Consider the following 18,527-nt stretch of genomic DNA (forward strand, 5'->3'; position numbering starts at 1 on the left):
CCTCAGCGGCTGCGCAGGGCGGCGCCGGTACGCGGCGAGGGGTGCAGCCAGTTGGCCAGCAGGCGGGTGGAGAGGGGGATGAACAGGTAGACCATGACCGGCGTCAGGGCCAGGGTGCTGAGCATTACGCGCGGTATCAGTTCCAGCGGCGCCAACCAGTGGCCGAACACGGCATTGAACAGCAGCGACACAGGGAAAAAAGCTAGCCAGATGGCCACGGCTTGCTTCCAGCGCGGCGGTTTTTGCACTCTATTGGTGCCAAACCAGTCGTCAATGCCGCTGACGCGCCTCTCTTTGGGGCGTTCGAACAGGCCGTTGCCGCGCTGCAGCCAGGCGCGCCGCGAGGCGGAATGCTCCCATGCGTGCAGGGTGGGTTCGTCGCTGAAACGGAAGATGATCTGGAATTCATCGCCATCGTGGGGTGGCGCGAGGATGCCCGAGCCCAGGTAGCCGGGGAAGTCGGTGGCCAGCTGCTCGCCTTCGTGAAGCCAGGCCAGCAAGTCCTGGAAGCGGCCATGGGCGGCGCGCCGCGACACCATCAAGGTGACGGGTGGGGTAGACATCGTGTATCTCCTGACGGCGGGGCTGGCGGGTAGCTGGCCCCTGGTTTGCGTGGCCCGGGGTGGTGGGCGACGCAAGTGCACATGCAAGAATCGGGCGCGTTTGGCCCAGCGCTGGGTCTACGGCTGCGCGTGCAGCTCTGGATGGGCCTGGCGATGGGCCCGTAGGATGTATTGGCGCAAGCGCTCGATTTCATCGGCCGGGCTGCGGCTGAGGTCGTAGGCGGCCAGGTCTGGGCCGATGCGTCGGCGAAGCCTGCCGTGCAGTTCGATCGGCGCAATGCCGCCCGGCGCAAAGCGCAGGTCAAAACGCGCAGGGGCCTCCGACGGGCCGCGTATTTCCACCAACGCGCCTTTGAAGGAAATATCGCGGACCAACAGGCCACTGGCGTGACCTTGTGCGTTCAGCAGTGCGCTTGGCTGGTCCATCGACAGGCGCCAGGCGCGCTGCGCGGGGCCGTCTTCGTAGATTTCCGGTGAGCCGATCTGCAGGTGTACGGCGTGGAATTCGTCCTCTACCAACTGCAGCGGGAAGCTGATCTGCTGGTTGTTGAACTGTGCCTGCAAGGTGACCTGCTTGCTGGCCACCAGGCGGGTAAGCAGGGACTGAATATCGGGGTCGCCATTGACCAGCAGGCTGGACGTGGGATCAGCCAGGTTCAGTTGCGGGGAATGCTGCATGTTCTGGATGAATTCCAGCTCATCCTGGGTCAGGAGCGCATCGGCTTGCATGATCGAACTCGGAGGTAGCGATTTCTTCAACGGGATGGACCGTGCCTGGGGCGCTTGGTTCAGGTGCGCTTGTTGGAATTCCGACGAGCGTGCAGTTGCGCGTTGATCATGTTCGGTCGTGGAGCGAAAAGCGGACGTTGGTATAGGCGGCCTTTTGCCAGCGCCGAATGCTAGTATCCTACGTTTTCAGTCAGTTTCGGAATCCTCTTCCTGATGAAAGTCGCCATTATTTCCGGCTCGGTGTACGGCACCGCCGAAGAAGTCGCCCGCCATGCCGAAGCGCTGCTCAAGGCCGCAGGCTTGCAAGCCTGGCACGCTGCCCGTGCCACCCAGCAGGACCTCGAAGGTTTCGCCCCTGATGCCTTGCTCGCGGTGACGTCGACCACTGGCATGGGCGAGCTGCCGGACAACCTCATGCCGCTGTACAGCGCCCTGCGTGACACGCTGCCCGCTGCCTGGCGTGGCCTGCCAGGTGCGGTGATTGCCTTGGGCGACTCCAGCTATGGCGATACCTACTGTGGCGGTGGCGAGCAGATGCGCGAGCTGTTTGCCGAACTGGGTGTGCGTGAGGTGCAACCGATGCTGCAGCTCGATGCCAGCGAAACCGTGACCCCAGAGGCCGACGCCGAGCCGTGGTTGGCAGCGTTTGCCCAGGCCCTCAAGGCCTGAGGCATCCTGAACCCTGCGCCTTGTGCAAGCGGGTTCACCCGCGAAGAGGCCGGCATGAGCGGCTCATTGCTGGCCGGCCGGCCCCGTCCGCACCAATTCCAGCCAGGCTTGGGCGGCGCGTGATAAATAGGCCCCGCGCCGCCAGATGAAGGCAATGTCCCACCGCAGGTAATCTGGCGCGCTCAAGGGCAGACGCACCACCCCGGGGCGTTCCAGTGCCCTGGCTACCACCTGTGGCAATAGCACCACGCCCTGGCCTGCCGCCACCAAGGCGACCAGAAAGTCCGCTTGGCCACTGCGGCCACCTTCCTTCGGGGTGAAACCCTGCTGCTGGCACGCCTTGAGCAACCGGTCATTGAGCACGAAGCTGCGTTGGTAAAGCAGAAAGGGGGTGGCGGCCAACTCGCCCAGAGCCACCTGCTGCTTGCCTGCCAGCTCATGCCCGGTGGGCAACATGGCGTCCAGAGGCTCATTGCAGAACGGCTGGTATTCGAACGCCGGGTCACTGGGCGTGAGGCTGCCGCCCAGCTCCAGTTCGCCGCTGTGCACAGCCTGCTCGACGCTGCGGCTGCCCCCCTCGAGCAACTGGATGGAAATGTTCGGGTGTCGCCGACGGTACTCGGCGAACAAACCGGCGAACAGGGCATCGCTACCCAGCATCGGCAAGCCCAGGCGCAGTTCACCACGCGCCATATGGCTGAGGTCGTCCAGTTCGCTGAGCAACGCTTGGCGCTGGCGCAGCAATGCTTCGCCCCGTTCCAGCACGATACGCCCCGCTGCGGTCAGGTGCAGGTGCGAAGCCTGGCGCTCGAGCAAGAGCTGGCCCACATCTTGCTCAAGCTGGGCGACCTGTTTGCTCACGGCAGACTGGCTGATGTGCAAGGTCTGCGCGGCCTGGGTGAAGCCCCCGCGGTGGACCACTTCGATGAAGCTGCGCAGCTGTTTGAATTCCATGTTCACAATTCCATTATGGAATGGAGGCAAGTCTAACAATTCGCTTCTGGCCTAGGCAGCCCGCTCTTAAAATGAAGGCCTGTTGAGGACACCCCCATGAAACCCGCGTTATTGAAAAAGCCCTTGCGCCTGCTCGTGGAGCTGGCGGTCTTGCTTGCATTGTTCTTGTTCGGCGGCCAGTTGGCCGACTGGCTCGGCTGGCCGATCCCCGGCGGCGTCATGGGCCTGGCGCTGCTGTTGCTGCTGTTCGCCTGCGGGGTGATCAAACCGGCTACGTTGCAATTGGGCGCCGGCTGGCTCATGGCCGAGATGCTGCTGTTCTTCATCCCGGCCCTGATGAGTCTGCTCGATTACGGCAGCCTGGTGCGCGACGAAGGCTGGCGCATCCTGTTGGTGATTGCCGTGAGCACACTGATGGTCATGGTGGTGACCGCCCTGACCGTGGAGCTGGTGTGCCGCTGGAGGCTGCGCCATGAGCCTTGAACCCATGCCCCTGTTCTGGCTGGCGCTGACGCTGTTGGCGTACCTGGGCAGCCGCTGGCTGTACCGGCGTACCGGGCGTTACCTGATGTCGCCGTTGATCCTGGTTCCCGCACTGTTGTTGGCAGTGGCAGTACCGTTGCACACCGCCTATGCCGAATACGCCCGCAACACACATTGGCTGATGAGCGTGCTGGGCCCGGTCACCGTGGCGTTCGCGGTACCGATCTGGCAACAGCGCGCAATGCTGGCCCGGCACTGGCCGGCACTGTTGGTCGGGATGGTGGCCGGCAGTGCGGCCTCCATCGCCAGCTCCTGGGGGCTGGCTCATCTGCTGGCGCTGGATAACGCGATCAGCCTGTCGCTGGTGCCTCGTTCGATCACCACGCCGTTCGCCATGCCGCTGGCCCATGACTTGGGCGGGGTACCGGAGCTGACGGCAGTGTTCGTGATGTTCACCGGTGTGCTGGGCGCCATGTTCGGGGGTGTGCTGCTGCGCTGGTTACCGTTGCGTACACCGCTGGCGCGCGGCGCGCTGTTCGGCGTTGGCGCGCATGGCGCGGGGGTCAGCCGTGCCCAGGAAGTGGGGCGCGAAGAAGGCTCGGTTGCCGGTCTGGTCATGGTCCTCACCGGCCTGCTCAACCTGTTCGCCGCCCCCCTGCTGACGCTGGTACTGTGACCGTTCGTGCCACTGACTCGCTCGGTCATCAAGCTGGCTGGCAACGCAAGTTTCACCGGTTTGGGTGCTGACTAGACTCAGCCTCGACATAGAGAGCACATGTAAGTGCCGAGGTGACATGCAATGACCGCAGCCTTGCCCTATACCCTCAACCGTTATTCACCGGGACGATTCTGATGCCTTTGGCCGAGATACCATTGTGCGTCTGGCGTACCCGGGCTCAGAGTTTTTCATTCCGGGGCCAGAGCATCCGCTACTGGACCGCAGGGCAAGGAGAGCCCCTGCTGCTGTTGCATGGATTCCCCACTGCCAGTTGGGATTGGCACTACCTGTGGGCGCCGCTGGCCCAGCGTTTCCGGGTCATCGCCTGCGACATGCTGGGCTTTGGTGATTCGGCCAAGCCGCTCAACCACGCTTACAACCTGATGGAGCAAGCCGACCTGCAACAGGCGTTGCTTGCCCACCTCAAGGTCGACCAGCCCGTGCACCTGCTGTCGCACGACTACGGCGGCAGCGTGGCGCAGGAGTTGCTGTGCCGGCACCACGAAGACCGTGCATCGCTCGCCAGTTGTGTGTTCCTCAACAGTGGCTTGTTCCCCGAAAGTTGCCATGTGTTGCTAATCCAGAAACTGCTGCTCAGCCGCCTGGGGTGGCTGGTGGCGCGCTCGTTCGGGCGCGACGACCTGGTGCGCAATGTCACCCACGTCTACGGGCCCTGCACCCATCCCAGTGAAAGCGCGCTGGATGACTGCTGGAGCCTGATCGCTGCCAATGGCGGCACCCGCATCCTGCACAAGCTGGTCGGTTTCGTGACTGAGCGCAGGATGCACCGCGAGCGTTGGGTAGGCGCCCTGCAACGCGAAGGCGTGCCCCTGCGCTTCATCAATGGGACCGTCGACCCGCTGTCTGGTGCGCGCATGGTAGAGCGCTATCGGCAGTTGGTGCCCAACCCGGATACCGTGCAACTGCAAGGCATTGGCCATTACCCGCATACCGAAGCGCCGGTACAGGTACTGCGTCATTACCTGGCCTTTCGCGAACACTTGCTGAGTTACCTGCCGCAGAAAGTCGCCTGGTCCTGACCTGGCTGGCATCTTCCTGGTTTATTGCCTGGCATTCAGCCTGGGCGAGCTTGATTGTCCGCTGGCAGGGGCTGGCGGACACTCGAGCGTGTCCAACCTGAGCGGGAGCCATGAGCATGAGCGAGCCGGTACGTCTGCAAGACCGTGTGGTGATTGTCACAGGGGCCGGTGGCGGCCTGGGGCGCGCCCATGCGCTGCTGTTTGCCGCCCGGGGCGCCAAGGTGGTGGTCAATGACCTCGGAGGGTCGACCCACGGCGAAGGTGCCAGCGCTTCGGCAGCCGATCGGGTGGTGGCCCAGATTCGTGCCGCTGGGGGGGCGGCAGTGGCCAGCCATGATTCGGTCAGCGACGGCGCGCGCATCGTCGAACAGGCCATGGACAGTTTTGGCCGGGTCGATGTGTTGGTGAACAACGCCGGCATCCTGCGCGACAAGACATTCCACAAGATGGACGACAGCGACTGGGACCAGGTGTATCAGGTCCACGTCGAAGGTGCGTACAAGGTGACCCGTGCAGCCTGGCCGCATTTGCGCGAGCAGAACTGGGGCAGGGTGATCTTCACGGCCTCGACATCGGGCATCTATGGCAACTTCGGCCAGGCCAACTACGGCATGGCCAAGCTGGGGTTGTACGGTTTGACCCGTACCTTGGCCATCGAAGGGCGCAGGCATGGTGTGCTGGTCAATGCCATTGCGCCAACGGGTGGTACGCGCATGACCGAGGGGCTGATTCCGCCACAGGTGTTCGAGCGTCTCAAGCCTGAACTGGTCAGCCCCTTGGTGGTGTACCTGGGCAGCGAGCAGTGCCAGGACAGCGGTCAATTGTTCGAGGTGGGTGGGGGCTGGATAGGCAAGGTGCGTTGGGAGCGCAGCCTCGGGGTGGGCTTCGACCCCCGTGAAGGGGTTACCCCGGAGCAGGTGGCCGACAGCTGGGCGCAGATCGGTGATTTTGCCGAGGCAGTGCATCCGCAAGACAGCTTGCAGGCGCTGCAGCAAATGATGGCGAACTTGCAGAGGTACCCGCTGGGGTGATTTTTCGTGGTCTGTGTTGGCCGGCTTGCGGGCCATACCGATACCAGAATGGTTCACCCATAAAAAAAGCCGCTGCAAACGCAGCGGCCAATCGAGACGTTAGATCAAGGAGCTTCAAAATCTACGTCGGTGAACCTCGCGGGCCTGAAAGGCGGGGGGTAGAGCCCTTCATGCCGGCCAGTGAGTTAAGAATAAGGGCTTGATCCGGTAGGAAAAATAGCCCCAACTGACATTCACCTTTACGTTTCAGGCAACAGTGCCGGGTTCACTCATCAGGCTGTCGGCGAATAGCCCATGCGCCAGCTGGTGTCCTTCGCTGCTGCCAGCAAGCGCCGCGCCGCAGGGCCATGCTCATCGGCGTGGAAGATCGACGTCGGCCCTACAACGGTCATCACTGCCGCGATCTGCCCCATGGCATTGAACACCGGCGCTGATAGCGCATCCACGCCCGGCATCAGCAGCCCGTGCACATGGTGCAGCCCACGCTCGCGGATCCCGGCAAGCAATACCTCGTAGTCGCTGGCGCTGTGCTGCAGCGCGGCCAGTTCACGGTCGCGCAGGTCCACGGTCTCGCGCTCAGGCAAGTAGGCGGCGAATACCAGCCCGGTGGAGGAACTGAGCAGCGGCAGCACCGAGCCGATCTGCGTCACTACCGTGACGGCACGGACCGCAGGCTCGATGCTCACCACGGTTGCGCCCTGGTTACCCCACACGGCGATAAAGCAGCTTTCATTGAGTTCATCGCGCAGCTGCGACAGCGGCAGCGCTGCCACTTTCAGCACGTCGATGCTACCCAGCGCTGCCAGCCCCACCCGCAATGCTTCACGGCCAAGCCCGTAATGGTTGGTGGCGGCATCCTGCTCGGCAAAGCCACTGGCGATCAGCGCCTGCAGGTAACGGTGCACCTTGCTTGCCGGCATCTGCACGTGTTCTGCCAGGCGCGACAGCGGGGTGGACGGGGACAGCTCGGCAAGGGCCTTGAGAATGTCGGTGCCGACTTCCGCCGAGCGGACCTTCTGTTTGCCGTTGTCGGTGGGGGAGCTGGCTTTGGCCATGGTTGGGCAACTTCCGAATGTGCAGGTCGCGCCTTTATAGCTTGACGCCTTGCAGGGAGCAAATTACGTTATTCGTAATCAGATTACGATAAAAACAAAATCCGGAGGCTTCGATGAACCGCGACCCGTCCCCCGACCTTCACTACCTGAGCGGTTTCGGCAACGAATTCGCCAGTGAAGCATTGCCCGGCGCGCTGCCTGTCGGGCAGAACTCACCGCAGAAGGCCCCTTACGGGCTGTACGCCGAGCTACTGTCGGGTACGGCGTTCACCATGGCCCGCAGCGAACTGCGCCGTACCTGGTTGTATCGCATCCGCCCCTCGGCCTTGCACCCGCGATTCGAGCGCCTGGCCCGTCAGCCGCTGACGGGGCCGCTGGGTGAGATCACCCCTAATCGCCTGCGCTGGAGCCCCCAACCGATCCCCAGCGAGCCAACCGATTTCATCGAGGGTTGGCGGCCGATGGTGGCTAACTCGGCGGCGCAAAAGCCAGCGGGGGTCAGCATCTACATCTACTGCGCCAATCGCTCCATGGACCGGGTGTTTTTCAATGCCGACGGCGAGTTGCTGCTGGTGCCGGAGCAGGGCCGCCTGCGCATCGCCAGCGAACTGGGCGTGATGGAGGTCGAGCCGCTGGAGATTGCCGTGATACCCCGTGGCATGAAGTTTCGCGTCGAACTGCCCGAGGGCCACGCTCGCGGCTATATCGCCGAAAACCACGGCGCGCCACTGCGCCTGCCCGACCTGGGGCCGATCGGCAGCAACGGCCTGGCCAACCCGCGTGACTTCCTCACGCCCGTTGCGCACTACGAAGAGGCTGAAGGGCCGGTGCAACTGGTGCAGAAGTTCCTCGGCGAGCACTGGGCCTGCGAGCTGCAGCATTCGCCGTTGGACGTGGTTGCCTGGCACGGCAGCAACGTGCCCTACAAATACGACCTGCGCCGCTTCAATACCCTTGGTACGGTCAGCTTCGATCACCCCGACCCGTCGATTTTCACCGTGCTGACCTCGCCAACGAGCGTGCACGGCCTGGCCAACATGGACTTCGTGATTTTCCCACCGCGCTGGATGGTGGCCGAGAATACCTTCCGTCCGCCATGGTTCCACCGCAACCTGATGAACGAGTTCATGGGCCTGATCAGCGGTGCCTACGACGCCAAGGCCGAAGGTTTCCTGCCTGGCGGCGCGTCGTTGCACGGTGTGATGAGCGCCCACGGGCCTGATGCCGAGACGTGCGAAAAGGCCATCGCCGCCGAGTTGGCGCCGCACAAGATCGACAACACCATGGCGTTCATGTTCGAGACCAGCCAGGTGCTGCGCCCGAGCAGCGAAGCCCTCGAAAGCCCGCAATTGCAGGCCGATTACGACAGTTGCTGGGCCACGCTGCCGAGCACCTTCAACCCGAACCGGAGATAACCCATGAACCAGACCGCCATTACCCGTAGTTGGGTAGAGCATGCCAATGGGCACCGCGACTTCCCGCTGCAGAACCTGCCGCTGGGCATCTTCAGCCGTCCGGGTGAAGCGCTGCGTTGTGGTGTGGCCATCGGTGATGCCATTCTCGACCTGGAGGCCGTGTTGGCTGCAGGCCTGTTCGATGGCCAGGCCAAGGCCGCCGTGGAGGCCACCCGTGGCGGGGCGCTGAACGCCTTCTTCGCGCTGGGTCGCAAGGCCCGCGTGGCCCTGCGCGAGCGGTTACTGGCGCTGCTGGGTGAGCACAGCGAACACCAGGCCACGCTGGAGGCTGCGCTGTATCCGGCCAGTGACTGCCAGCTACACCTGCCCGCCAAGGTCGGTGATTACACCGACTTCTACGTGGGCATCGAACACGCCACCAACGTCGGCAAGCTGTTCCGCCCCGACAACCCCCTGCTCCCCAACTACAAGTATGTGCCGATCGGTTATCACGGCCGTGCTTCGACCTTACGTCCTTCAGGTACCGATGTTCGCCGTCCCAAGGGCCAGACGCTGCCTGCAGGTCACAGCGAACCCAGCTTCGGCCCGTGTGCGCGGCTGGACTACGAGCTTGAGTTGGGCATCTGGATCGGCCAGGGCAACGAGATGGGGCAGGCCATTGCCATTGGCGAAGCCGAGCAGCACCTGGCAGGCCTGTGTTTGCTCAACGACTGGTCGGCGCGGGACATCCAGGCCTGGGAGTACCAGCCATTGGGCCCGTTCCTGTCGAAGAGTTTCATCACCACGCTTTCGCCTTGGGTGGTGACCGCCGAGGCACTGGAGCCATTCCGCTGCGCGCAACCCGCGCGGCCGGCAGGTGACCCGCAGCCGTTGCCGTACCTGCTGGACGCGCGTGACCAGGCCACTGGCGCGTTCGATATCGAGCTGGAAGTGTTGCTGCTCACCGAACGCATGCGTGAGCAAGGCCTGCCGCCCCACCGCCTGGCCCTGAGCAATACCTTGAACATGTACTGGACCGTGGCGCAGTTGATCGCCCACCACAGCGTCAACGGCTGCCAGTTGCAGCCAGGCGACCTGTTCGGTAGTGGCACGCTGTCCGGCCCCACGCCTGACGCCTATGGCAGCCTGCTGGAAACCACTGTGGGCGGCAAACAGCCCGTGGAACTGGCCAGCGGCGAGGTGCGCACGTTCCTCGAGGACGGCGATGAGGTCATCCTGCGTGCCCGTTGCCAGCGAGAGGGGGTGGCGAGCATCGGCTTTGGTGAATGCCGCGGCAAGGTCGTCGCGGCCAACTGAGGGAGCAGCGCCATGGACCTGTACACCTACTACCGTTCCACCTCCTCATACCGGGTGCGTATCGCCTTGGCGCTCAAGGGCCTGGAATACCAGGCCCTGCCGGTCAACCTGCTCCAAGGGGAGCAGCGCGGCAGCGCTTACGTCGCGGTGAATCCGCAAGGCCGCGTGCCGGCCTTGCGCACCGATGGCGGTCAGCTACTGGTGCAGTCCCCGGCGATCATCGAATACCTGGAAGAGGTTTATCCACAGCCTGCGCTGTTGCCAGCGGGTGCCGAGGCGCGGGCCCAGGTCCGTGGCGTGGCGGCGATCATCGGTTGCGATGTTCATCCGCTGCACAACGTCAGTGTGCTCAACCAACTGCGTCAGCTGGGCCATGACGAGGGGCAGGTCAACCAGTGGATTGCCCATTGGGTCGGCCAGGGCCTGGCGGCCGTGGAACAATTGATCGGTGAACGCGGCTACTGCTTTGGCGACGCGCCTGGGCTGGCGGATGTCTACCTGATACCGCAGCTGTATGCCGCCGAGCGTTTCAACCTCGACCTGGGCGGTTACCCGCGTATTCGTCGGGTTGCGGCGCTTGCCGCCGAGCACCCGGCCTTTGCCAAGGCGCATCCGTCGTGCCAGGTGGATACGCCGGCTCAGTGAATCGAACGGTTGGCTGCCGGTAGCTTGCCGATGCGCTCGGAAAGCTTCAGGCGTTGCACCGGGTCGTCGCTCAACAGCAGGGCATGCTCCAGGTCGAAACGCTCGGCCTGCGGGCAATCGAGCTGTTGATACAGCGAGGCGCGCGTCATGTAGTCGCTGACCTGCACCGGGCCAAGTTGCATGACCCGTTCAGCGTCGATCAGGGCGGCGAGGTGGTTGTCATTGCTCATGTGCAACTGGCGCAGGTTACGGGACAGGCGTTGCAGCATCTGCGCAGGGCTTGCCGTACGCAGGTGCTCGGCGGTGAGCGGGACCTGGGGGCCGAACTGGCGGGCAAGCAGCTCGCGGCAGTCGTTGGGGTACAGACGCCGGCCGCCGCAAGGGTCGAGCAGGTGGTCGGCGCCGGGTACGCGCAACAGGAAGTGGCCAGGGAATGCCACCCCTTCCAACGGGATCGACAGGCGCTGGGCGAGTTCCAGGGTGAGGATGGCCAGCGCGAGCGGCTGGCCACGGCGGCGCTGCAGGACCTTGTCCAGCAGTGCCGCCTGTGGGCGCAAGGGGTGATATTCGTCCTGCTGAAACCCCAACGCATTCAACTGGCGCAGCAGCGGCTGGGCCAGTTCGCTCAAAGGCAGCATCGGCAGGCTGGCACTGATTTCAGCTTGCAGGTTGTGCAGTGTGGCAAAACTCGCTGCGGGCTCGACCTTTCGATCATGCTCGGCGGCTATCCACAGGGCGGCTTCCAGCAGGGCGACAGGCTCGCGTTCCAGGCAGGCCAGGCAGGCTTGGCGTGGGTTCATGGGGCTTCTCCACTTCGCTTGAGTATTAGCCCTGGCCCGGTGATTCGTCCAGTGGTCCGGTGATAGCTTGGTGCGTGAGGGGCTGCCTATACTGGTAGGAGCACCTCGTTGGGGAGCCCGTCGATGTTCGCGCTGATGCAAAGCACCCGTACCCAGTCGTTGCACCTGTTTGTCGACCCGCCAACTGGCCTGAAGGCGGTGGTGGCGATTCACAGCCAAACCCTGGGCCCGGCAATGGGGGGGTGCCGCTACCTGCCTTATGCCGATGACGAAAGTGCCATGGCGGACGCCATCCGCCTGGCTCAAGGCATGAGCTACAAGGCAGCACTGGCTGGGTTGCCGTTGGGTGGCGGCAAGGCCGTGATCATGCGTAACCCCCATGTGGAAAACCGCGCGGCCTTGTTCGAAGCGTTCGGCCGGTTCATCGATACCCTGCATGGGCGCTTCATCATCGCCGTGGACAGCGGAACCTCCACGCTGGACATGGACTGCATCGCACAAAGCACGCCCCACGTGACCAGTACCACTGCCTCGGGCGACCCATCGCCGCATGCGGCCATGGGCGTGTTCGCGGGCATCCGAGCCACGTCGCGGGCGCGCTTGGGCAGCGGCAATCTCGAAGGTTTGCGGGTGGCGGTGCAAGGGCTGGGGAATGTCGGCTACGCCTTGGCCGAGCAGTTGCACGCAGCTGGGGCTGAGTTGCTGGTGAGCGACCTGGACCCGGGGCGCGTGCGCCTGGCCGTAGAGCAGTTCAATGCCCACCCGGTTACCAACGACGCGCTGCTCAGTACACCCTGCGATATTTTTGCGCCTTGTGGCGTGGGCCCTGTGCTCAACGGGCAGACCGTGATGCAGCTGCGTTGCGCGGCGGTCGCTGGCGCTGCGAACAACCAGCTGACCACCTTGCAGGTGGCAGACCAGCTGGAGTCGCGCGGCATTCTTTACGCACCGGACTATGTGATCAATGCGGGCGGGTTGATCTACGTGGCGATGAAGCACCGGGGTGAAGAACTGGGGACCATCACTGCGCACCTGGCGCGCATACCGACCCGGCTGACCGAAGTGTTCGCCCATGCCCAGGCCGAGAAACGCTCGCCGGCACGTGTGGCGCAGATGCTGGCGGAGCGGTTGTTATACGGCTGAGGCGCCTTCGAGCAGTTCGGCCAATGCATCTGGCTGGCTTTTGAACGCGCGGGCAAACACATCGCGGTTCTTTGCCATGTAAATGCCAGCCTCTTCGACCTGCTGTTCGGTCAGCGAAGGTACCGCCTTGTGCAGCACCTCGGCCAGGCGCTCGGCCAGTTCGAGCATCTTGTCGTGACGATCTGCTTCGGCCTTATCCATGAACAAGCGCTCCGGGTCGCGGCTGCTGCGGTACACCACTTCGACGGCCATTCATCACCTCTGTGCCTTTTTTGCGGTTAAGTGAACAATTACTGTATCCATATACAGTAATGGCAATGACACCCCAGGCGCAACCCTTGCCGTAAAAAAGCCTGCCCACAGGTGCCTTGCGGCAATCGGCCGCCTTCCAACGCAGGGGCCTGGCCCTTTAACTGCATGGCACAAGTGTCACAGGCGTGACGCATCATCCTTCAGGGCGTATCGGGGAGTGGGACATCGTGAACATCAAATGGGCGGAAAAGCTGCGCAAAGGCCTGCATGGCTCAGCCGATTCGCTGGGCAATCTGTGCGTCGAAGCGTTTCATTACCTGGCGCTGTTCGGCATCGGCGCAATTACCGCCTATGCGGCGGTGATGACGTTCCTGGACATGCTTGGCAAGGGTGGGGTCAGCGTCGATGACATTCTGTTGCTGTTCATCTACCTGGAGCTGGGGGCGATGGTCGGGATCTACTTCAAGACCAACCATATGCCAATCCGCTTTCTGCTGTACGTGGCGATCACCGCGCTGACGCGCCTGCTGATCGGCGATGTCTCGCACCACAAGGCGCCGGACGAGGGGCTGTTGTACCTGTGCGGCGGCATCCTGTTGCTGGCGTTCTCCATCCTGGTGGTGCGCTACGCGTCGTATCGCTACCCTTCGACCAAGGTGCTGGACGCCAACGGCAAGGAAGTGGAGGAGGGCAAGTAGCCCTCAGTTGGCAATGAAGTGTCGCGGCTGATGGCGCGGGTCGCGGGTCAGGGCGGCAAGTACCTGCAAGGGGTTCTGCCCCCGTTCGATGGCCAGGCCCAGGCGGATGCTGTCGATCACCCGCTGCAGCCGCGCCGGGTCGTTGCGCTGGGCCTGGCTGATCAGCCGCTTGGCCACCACGCCCGCGTCGTCGGACAGGGTCAGCATGATGCTGCCGTCCAGGCGTTCGATGCTCAGGTTGATCCGGTATTCGGGGGCGAAGGCGGCGCTGATCTGCTCGAAGGGGTTGTGCATGGTCGGTATCTGCAGTGAAGGATTGCAGGGGTTGACTCAACCCCAGGCCGATTGGTTCAGGGCCGCTGATCGGCAGCAATGAAAATGATCACGCCTCAAGGCAAATGGCCATCACTGTAGCTACACTCCTGTCATCGCAGCGGCGATGCTTGGCCAAAGGCCTGCAAAGGAGTGCCCGTGGTTCGTTCTTCTGCTGCCCGGCAACGGGGCGCGATCGGCCTGATGGCCGTGACCACCTTGGCCATGGCCTTGCTGTTTCTGCTGGTGGCGGTCGACAGCGGCCGTCTTTACCTTGAGCAACGCAAGTTGCAACGCATCGCCGACATGGCTGCACTGGAAGCGGCAGGCCGGTATGCAGTGTGTACTGGCAATGGGCCGCAGGCCACGGCCATCGCCCGCAATGCCGCCACCCGTAATGGCCACGCGCCAGGCAACCCGCTGGTGGCCAGTTGCGGTTACCTGCAGACCGGGGCCCAGAGCCTACGCAGCTTTACCAACGACAATAGCCGCAGCGAAGCGATCAGGGTCGATGTCAGCAACACGGTCACCACCAGTTTCGCCGCCGGCATCTACACCTTGGCGCAAGGGGGCGGGGTGCCGCTGACCACCACCTTGCATGCCCACGCCGTGGCGTCCAAACCCTTGCCGCCACAGGCCATGCTGAGCATCCGCACGACCCTGGCCACCGTCGATTCGCGCCAGTCGGTGCTGCTCAATGCCTTGCTCAGTGCGCTGGGCGGCAGCGTGCAGCTCGACCTGGCGGGCTGGAAAGGCATCGCCGCCACCGACCTCAAGTTGCTCAGCTACCTCGACCAACTCGCCGTCGACCTGAAGCTGAAGGTCGGTGATTACCAGCAACTGCTCAAGGCCGATGCCACTGCCACGCAACTGTTGCAGGCGGCGGTCAAGGTGCTGCAGCAAAGCGGTGCCGCAGCCGATGTGGTGACCAACCTGGGCAAGATCGCATTGGGGGCTGGCAACAGCACATTGCTGCACCTGGGTGAGATTCTCGACATCCAGAACGGTACCGCCCAGGCTGGCCTGGATGCCAGCATCCAGTTGCTGCAACTGGTGCAGGGGGTAATACAGCTGGCGGCCAGCGAAAGCGCCGCCAATGTCGACCTGCCCATCAGCGTGCTCGGGCTGGTCAACGGCCGGGTCCGCCTGAAGGTGATCGAGCCGCAGCAGATCTCGTCGGTGGGGGACCCGCGGACCGATGAACTGCGGGTCCACACCGCCCAGGTGCGGGCGATGATTTCACTCGATCTACCATTGCTCAGCGGTATTTTCGGGCTGGTCAACGCGGTGCTCGACCTGGCCTCGCCACTGACCAATGTGCTTAATAACCTGCTCAGCCTCAACCTCGCTTCCACACTGGAGTCTGTTTTCTGCTTGCTAGGCGTGCCCTGCACCGTCAGCGATATCGTGCTGGTTCCCGACAAGCTACAACTGGATATCGGCCTGGAGGTCGCCGAAGCCACTACGCGTCTCAACCCGCAGGCGCCCGACACGTTCAGTTGTTCGCCCAAACGCCTTACGACCCGCGCGCAGAGCTCTGCAGCCAAGCTTGCGGTGGGGCGTTTCGACTCCCCCGATGCGTTCTTCACCAGCGGGACTACCGCAGTCAAGGCGCTGCCGTTGATTGATATCGGTACCAAACGCTGTACCAAGCTGTTGATCCTCGGGACGTGCGATCCGCGTGTGCCCTTTGCCGGTGGTGGCCTGGGTGTGCGAGTCGACAGCAAGCTGCTCGGCAGTGGTCCGGTGGAGCAGCCGCTGGTCTTCCAGGCCCCCGGGAGCATGCCACCCAACATCGGCCAGCCGTCGGCCTACATGAACATGCGCACAATCAACGACAACGTGGTCGGCAGCCTCAGTGACACATTGCTTGGCATCCAGCTACAGGCCTACAAACCCACCGGCAATAGCGGCCTCGGTCAGCTGCTGGTCCTGGCCGACAGTGTGCTCGGTACGGTCAGGGGCATTATCGACCCGTTGATCAAAGGGTTGCTCAGCCCGCTGATCGACCCGCTGCTGAACGTATTGTTGAAAGTGCTCGGCATCGACCTGGTCAATGCCGAGGTGGGCGCCAACCTCAGTTGTTCCGGTGGCCGCGCTCAGCTGATGCTGTAGACCGGCAGGACGACCTGGAAGCAGGCGCCATCACTGTTGTTCATCGCTTCCAGGCGGCCGCCCATGGCTTGGACGATACCGTGGCTAACCGAGAGCCCGAGCCCGGTGCCAACGCCTGCGGGCTTGGTGGTGAAGAAGGGTTCGAAGATGCGATCGAGCAGGCGCGGGTCGATCCCTCCGGCGTTGTCTTGCACCCGCAAGCACAGCCGCCCGTCTTCGATTCGCTGGGATACCTGGATCAGGGGGCGGTTAACCTGCCGTTCGAGCAGGGCGTCGCGGGCGTTGACCATCAGGTTGATCAGTACCTGCTCCAGCTGGTCCTCATGGCCAAGCACTTCCGGACAATCGTCGGGCTCCTCGATCTGCAACGCGACGCCCTTGCCGCGCAGGCCTTCAGCCAGCAGCGCCACCGCGCCGTCCACCGCAACCCAGGCGGCGAACGCCTGGCGTTCGACCTCGGAGCGCCGCCCGTAGGCGCGCATATGCTCGACCAGCCGGGCGGCGCGCTCAACCTGGGCGTCGATGCGCTGCAGCTTGCTGGTCAGGTACTCGATATCGGCCATGCCGCTTTCCAGGCGCTTCAGGGTATTGGCCACGGCCAAACGCATCACGTTCAGCGGCTGATTGATCTCATGCACCAGCCCAGTCGCCAACTCACCGAGCGTGGCCATCTTGGCCCCTTGCAGCAGTTGCTGCTGGCTGTGCCGTACCTGGGTGTTGTCGCGGCCCACCGCTTGCACTTCCAGCAGCTTGCCCTGGTCATCGAACAGCCCGCGGTCGGCCCACACCCACCAGGCATGCTGGCGCCCCGGGAGTTGCAGGCAGATCTCCGCGCTGCTCAACGGCTGGTCCGGGGTCAGCGCCGCAAGGCGCTGCAGGAACGCCAGGCGCTGGCTCTCAGACATCCATTGGCCCAGGTTCATCTCGGTCAGTTGCTGCGGCGTACACTCCAACTGTTCGGCAAGCGGCTGGTTGCCGAACAGCAGGGTCAGGTCCGGGCGGTAGCGGCAGATCATCGCCGGCGAGTCTTCCACCAGTACTCGATAGCGCTCTTCGCTCTGGCGCACGCGCTCGGCGGCTTCGGTCGCCTCGCTCACATCCAGCCACAAGCCGACGACTTCGACCGGCTGACCGAGGTCGTTGCGCAGCAGGCGAGCCTCATCCAGCACCCAGTGGTAGCCCCCCAGGTGATCACGCAGACGGTATCGGCTGCGTACATGGCCATCGCGCAGCAGGCTGCGTGTCCTTTCCAACCAGAGCGCGCGGTCCTCTGGATGGACCGCCTGGCCCGGCTGACGCGCCAGGTCACTGTCTTTTGGCCAGCCGAGCATCGGCGTCAGACTGGCGCTGAAAAACTCAGTGTGCAACGCGCCTTCGGCGTAGCGCTGGATATAGATCACGGCCGGGGAACTGGCGATCAGGTTCTCCAGGCGGGCACGGGCAGCGCCGGCTTGCAGCTCCTGGGCTTTCAGGGCGCTGATGTCGAGCAGAAAACCCTGTGCCTGGCTGCCCTGCAGTTGCCCGACCCAGTGCAGCCAGCGTGGGCCGGCCACGTTGTCAGGCGCCAGCAGGCGCAAGTTCAGGTTGAGTGCAACGCCATCGCACAGTTGCTCCAGCGCCATGTGCGCGGCCTCGCGGTCGGCTGGGTGCAGGCGGGCCAGCCACTGCTCGATGCTGGCCTCAGCGTCCAGGCCAAGGCTTGCAGCCAAGGCTGGGTCGAACCGCAGTGGCCCCTGCAAGGGCCACTCCCAGCGGCCGGCGCCCAGCTGCTGCTGCAAGGCGTCGAGGTCTTGGGTGCGCCGCTGCAACTGGTGTTGTCGAAGGCGTGTCAGCAAGGGCTCGGCCAAGGCTAGCAGCAGTGCCGTGGCCGGCTCAGGGGCAGGCACCGCAGGCGCACCGGCGCAGAGCAGCCAAGCCTGAACCTCATGCCCGTGGCTATAGGGCAGGACGAACATCGACAGGCCGGCGCCCTGCGCCTGCAACTGCATTGACTCAGCTGCCACCTGCTGGAAACTGGCGGGGAGCGCCTGCAACCAGGGGTGCAAGCGTTCGTCATTGGCCCAGGGCCAGGTGCTGTTGCTGCAGGCATGCGTGCGCCAGCCCGACCCGCTCGCCAGCATCAGCCGTACCGAGCCCGCCTGCCAGTGCGTAGCCAGGCGTTGTAGTTGTTCGCTGGTGGTCTGCGCCAGCCGCTCTGCGCTGCAGTCGCGCAGCGCCTGGCCTATGCCGGCGGCCAGCTGCCGCTGAGCCTGGCAGTGGTCCTGAGTGTCGCCAGCGCGCAGCAAGTCGCCGATGTCGAACAGCTGCAGCATCCAGCCGTCCGCCTGCCGTTGCAGCCAGCCTCGGGTATGCAGGGGGTGACCGAGCACGGTGCGAAAATCCAGGTCCAGCGGCTGCCCTTGCCAGTCGGCAGGCGTGCCTTCCAGCACCACCCAGCTGTGCCGCAGCAGGTAGTCGTGCACTTGGGTGGGGGGTTGGCCAGGCACGGCCAGCAGTGTCCGTAAAGGCCCGGACAGGCGCAGCACCTGCCCGTGGTCATTGAGCCATACCTGCAGACCGACGGGCTGAGGCATCTGGGGTATCGGCATGGCGGCATGGCTGCCCAGCCA

The 18,527-nt window shown here is 64.0% G+C and carries 19 protein-coding genes; 11 read left to right on the forward strand and 8 right to left on the reverse strand.

Translation table 11 applies throughout. The features are described from left to right. Nucleotides 1-2: 2 nt before the first annotated feature. Nucleotides 3-563, reverse strand: coding sequence for a hypothetical protein (locus tag APH34_RS00220; RefSeq protein WP_054899164.1), 561 nt, complete (start codon nucleotides 561-563; stop codon nucleotides 3-5). A 117-nt stretch (nucleotides 564-680) separates the two neighbouring features. Further along, nucleotides 681-1,292, reverse strand: a complete 612-nt coding sequence (locus tag APH34_RS00225; RefSeq protein WP_054899165.1) for a PilZ domain-containing protein — start codon at nucleotides 1,290-1,292, stop codon at nucleotides 681-683. A 213-nt stretch (nucleotides 1,293-1,505) separates the two neighbouring features. Between APH34_RS00225 and APH34_RS00230 the strand changes: the two genes are divergently transcribed. Beyond that, nucleotides 1,506-1,961 carry a flavodoxin gene (locus APH34_RS00230; protein ID WP_054899166.1) on the forward strand — a complete coding sequence of 152 codons (456 nt, stop codon included), beginning with the start codon at nucleotides 1,506-1,508 and terminating at the stop codon, nucleotides 1,959-1,961. Between the two features lie 63 nt (nucleotides 1,962-2,024). Here the strand turns inward: APH34_RS00230 and APH34_RS00235 are convergent, their stop codons facing one another. Continuing rightward, nucleotides 2,025-2,915 carry a LysR family transcriptional regulator gene (locus tag APH34_RS00235; protein WP_054899167.1) on the reverse strand — a complete coding sequence of 297 codons (891 nt, stop codon included), beginning with the start codon at nucleotides 2,913-2,915 and terminating at the stop codon, nucleotides 2,025-2,027. Nucleotides 2,916-3,011: 96 nt separating this feature from the next. Between APH34_RS00235 and APH34_RS00240 the strand changes: the two genes are divergently transcribed. The 4 genes from APH34_RS00240 (at nucleotide 3,012) to APH34_RS00255 (ending at nucleotide 6,187) form a co-directional block, all read left to right on the forward strand. Beyond that, on the forward strand, nucleotides 3,012-3,398 hold the full coding sequence (locus APH34_RS00240; protein ID WP_054899168.1) for a CidA/LrgA family protein: 387 nt from the start codon (nucleotides 3,012-3,014) through the stop codon (nucleotides 3,396-3,398). Continuing rightward, a complete protein-coding gene (locus APH34_RS00245) occupies nucleotides 3,388-4,074 on the forward strand; it encodes an LrgB family protein (RefSeq protein ID WP_054899169.1) in 687 nt (228 codons plus the stop codon). Before APH34_RS00240 ends, APH34_RS00245 begins: the two co-directional genes overlap by 11 nt. 176 nt (nucleotides 4,075-4,250) lie before the next feature. Then, entirely contained in the window at nucleotides 4,251-5,156 is a 906-nt protein-coding gene (locus APH34_RS00250) for an alpha/beta fold hydrolase (protein WP_054899170.1), read from the forward strand. 116 nt (nucleotides 5,157-5,272) lie between these two features. After that, on the forward strand, nucleotides 5,273-6,187 hold the full coding sequence (locus tag APH34_RS00255) for an SDR family oxidoreductase (protein WP_054899505.1): 915 nt from the start codon (nucleotides 5,273-5,275) through the stop codon (nucleotides 6,185-6,187). A gap of 272 nt (nucleotides 6,188-6,459) precedes the next feature. Here APH34_RS00255 and APH34_RS00260 read toward each other — a convergent pair whose 3' ends face one another. Continuing rightward, nucleotides 6,460-7,242 carry an IclR family transcriptional regulator gene (locus APH34_RS00260; protein WP_054899171.1) on the reverse strand — a complete coding sequence of 261 codons (783 nt, stop codon included), beginning with the start codon at nucleotides 7,240-7,242 and terminating at the stop codon, nucleotides 6,460-6,462. A gap of 113 nt (nucleotides 7,243-7,355) precedes the next feature. On the opposite strand from APH34_RS00260, the gene hmgA reads away from it, so the two are divergent. From hmgA to maiA, 3 genes are read left to right on the forward strand one after another with little or no spacing between them, the layout of a single operon-like run. Beyond that, complete coding sequence (gene hmgA / locus APH34_RS00265) at nucleotides 7,356-8,657, forward strand: homogentisate 1,2-dioxygenase (protein ID WP_054899172.1); 1,302 nt, start codon at nucleotides 7,356-7,358, stop codon at nucleotides 8,655-8,657. A 3-nt stretch (nucleotides 8,658-8,660) separates the two neighbouring features. Further along, nucleotides 8,661-9,953 carry a fumarylacetoacetase gene (gene fahA, locus APH34_RS00270; RefSeq protein WP_054899173.1) on the forward strand — a complete coding sequence of 431 codons (1,293 nt, stop codon included), beginning with the start codon at nucleotides 8,661-8,663 and terminating at the stop codon, nucleotides 9,951-9,953. 12 nt (nucleotides 9,954-9,965) lie between these two features. Further along, on the forward strand, nucleotides 9,966-10,598 hold the full coding sequence (maiA, locus tag APH34_RS00275; RefSeq protein ID WP_054899174.1) for a maleylacetoacetate isomerase: 633 nt from the start codon (nucleotides 9,966-9,968) through the stop codon (nucleotides 10,596-10,598). On the opposite strand, the gene APH34_RS00280 is transcribed toward maiA, so the two are convergent. Then, the gene (locus APH34_RS00280; protein WP_054899175.1) at nucleotides 10,592-11,398 is read right to left on the reverse strand and encodes a SirB1 family protein; all 807 of its coding nucleotides are present in this window, start codon (nucleotides 11,396-11,398) and stop codon (nucleotides 10,592-10,594) included. The genes maiA and APH34_RS00280 overlap by 7 nt on opposite strands. Before the next feature lie 123 nt (nucleotides 11,399-11,521). Between APH34_RS00280 and APH34_RS00285 the strand changes: the two genes are divergently transcribed. After that, nucleotides 11,522-12,541, forward strand: coding sequence for a Glu/Leu/Phe/Val dehydrogenase dimerization domain-containing protein (locus APH34_RS00285; RefSeq protein ID WP_054899176.1), 1,020 nt, complete (start codon nucleotides 11,522-11,524; stop codon nucleotides 12,539-12,541). Here the strand turns inward: APH34_RS00285 and APH34_RS00290 are convergent. Then, nucleotides 12,530-12,793 carry a YebG family protein gene (locus APH34_RS00290; protein ID WP_054899177.1) on the reverse strand — a complete coding sequence of 88 codons (264 nt, stop codon included), beginning with the start codon at nucleotides 12,791-12,793 and terminating at the stop codon, nucleotides 12,530-12,532. The genes APH34_RS00285 and APH34_RS00290 overlap by 12 nt on opposite strands. A 227-nt stretch (nucleotides 12,794-13,020) precedes the next feature. Between APH34_RS00290 and APH34_RS00295 the strand changes: the two genes are divergently transcribed. Then, a complete protein-coding gene (locus APH34_RS00295) occupies nucleotides 13,021-13,491 on the forward strand; it encodes a phosphate-starvation-inducible protein PsiE (protein WP_054899178.1) in 471 nt (156 codons plus the stop codon). A gap of 3 nt (nucleotides 13,492-13,494) precedes the next feature. Here APH34_RS00295 and APH34_RS00300 read toward each other — a convergent pair whose 3' ends face one another. Then, entirely contained in the window at nucleotides 13,495-13,785 is a 291-nt protein-coding gene (locus tag APH34_RS00300; protein WP_054899179.1) for a DUF3509 domain-containing protein, read from the reverse strand. Nucleotides 13,786-13,962: 177 nt separating this feature from the next. Here APH34_RS00300 and APH34_RS00305 point away from each other — a divergent pair, with 177 nt between their 5' ends. Beyond that, complete coding sequence (locus APH34_RS00305; protein ID WP_223849184.1) at nucleotides 13,963-15,918, forward strand: pilus assembly protein TadG-related protein; 1,956 nt, start codon at nucleotides 13,963-13,965, stop codon at nucleotides 15,916-15,918. On the opposite strand, the gene APH34_RS00310 is transcribed toward APH34_RS00305, so the two are convergent. After that, nucleotides 15,903-18,506, reverse strand: a complete 2,604-nt coding sequence (locus APH34_RS00310; RefSeq protein ID WP_371263283.1) for an ATP-binding protein — start codon at nucleotides 18,504-18,506, stop codon at nucleotides 15,903-15,905. The two genes, APH34_RS00305 and APH34_RS00310, sit on opposite strands and share 16 nt — an antisense overlap. Nucleotides 18,507-18,527: the final 21 nt, after the last annotated feature.

The organism is Pseudomonas sp. NBRC 111131 (assembly GCF_001320525.1).
Lineage (GTDB): Bacteria > Pseudomonadota > Gammaproteobacteria > Pseudomonadales > Pseudomonadaceae > Aquipseudomonas > Aquipseudomonas ceruminis.

Bases quoted from the DNA above. Each gene is read 5' to 3' on its own strand.
- APH34_RS00220 (WP_054899164.1), bottom strand. From the start codon at position 563: ATGTCTACCCCACCCGTCACCTTGATGGTGTCGCGGCGCGCCGCCCAT.
- APH34_RS00225 (WP_054899165.1), bottom strand. From the start codon at position 1,292: ATGCAAGCCGATGCGCTCCTGACCCAGGATGAGCTGGAATTCATCCAG.
- APH34_RS00230 (WP_054899166.1), top strand. From the start codon at position 1,506: ATGAAAGTCGCCATTATTTCCGGCTCGGTGTACGGCACCGCCGAAGAA.
- APH34_RS00235 (WP_054899167.1), bottom strand. From the start codon at position 2,915: ATGGAATTCAAACAGCTGCGCAGCTTCATCGAAGTGGTCCACCGCGGG.
- APH34_RS00240 (WP_054899168.1), top strand. From the start codon at position 3,012: ATGAAACCCGCGTTATTGAAAAAGCCCTTGCGCCTGCTCGTGGAGCTG.
- APH34_RS00245 (WP_054899169.1), top strand. From the start codon at position 3,388: ATGAGCCTTGAACCCATGCCCCTGTTCTGGCTGGCGCTGACGCTGTTG.
- APH34_RS00250 (WP_054899170.1), top strand. From the start codon at position 4,251: ATGCCTTTGGCCGAGATACCATTGTGCGTCTGGCGTACCCGGGCTCAG.
- APH34_RS00255 (WP_054899505.1), top strand. From the start codon at position 5,273: ATGAGCGAGCCGGTACGTCTGCAAGACCGTGTGGTGATTGTCACAGGG.
- APH34_RS00260 (WP_054899171.1), bottom strand. From the start codon at position 7,242: ATGGCCAAAGCCAGCTCCCCCACCGACAACGGCAAACAGAAGGTCCGC.
- hmgA (WP_054899172.1), top strand. From the start codon at position 7,356: ATGAACCGCGACCCGTCCCCCGACCTTCACTACCTGAGCGGTTTCGGC.
- fahA (WP_054899173.1), top strand. From the start codon at position 8,661: ATGAACCAGACCGCCATTACCCGTAGTTGGGTAGAGCATGCCAATGGG.
- maiA (WP_054899174.1), top strand. From the start codon at position 9,966: ATGGACCTGTACACCTACTACCGTTCCACCTCCTCATACCGGGTGCGT.
- APH34_RS00280 (WP_054899175.1), bottom strand. From the start codon at position 11,398: ATGAACCCACGCCAAGCCTGCCTGGCCTGCCTGGAACGCGAGCCTGTC.
- APH34_RS00285 (WP_054899176.1), top strand. From the start codon at position 11,522: ATGTTCGCGCTGATGCAAAGCACCCGTACCCAGTCGTTGCACCTGTTT.
- APH34_RS00290 (WP_054899177.1), bottom strand. From the start codon at position 12,793: ATGGCCGTCGAAGTGGTGTACCGCAGCAGCCGCGACCCGGAGCGCTTG.
- APH34_RS00300 (WP_054899179.1), bottom strand. From the start codon at position 13,785: ATGCACAACCCCTTCGAGCAGATCAGCGCCGCCTTCGCCCCCGAATAC.
- APH34_RS00310 (WP_371263283.1), bottom strand. From the start codon at position 18,506: ATGCCGATACCCCAGATGCCTCAGCCCGTCGGTCTGCAGGTATGGCTC.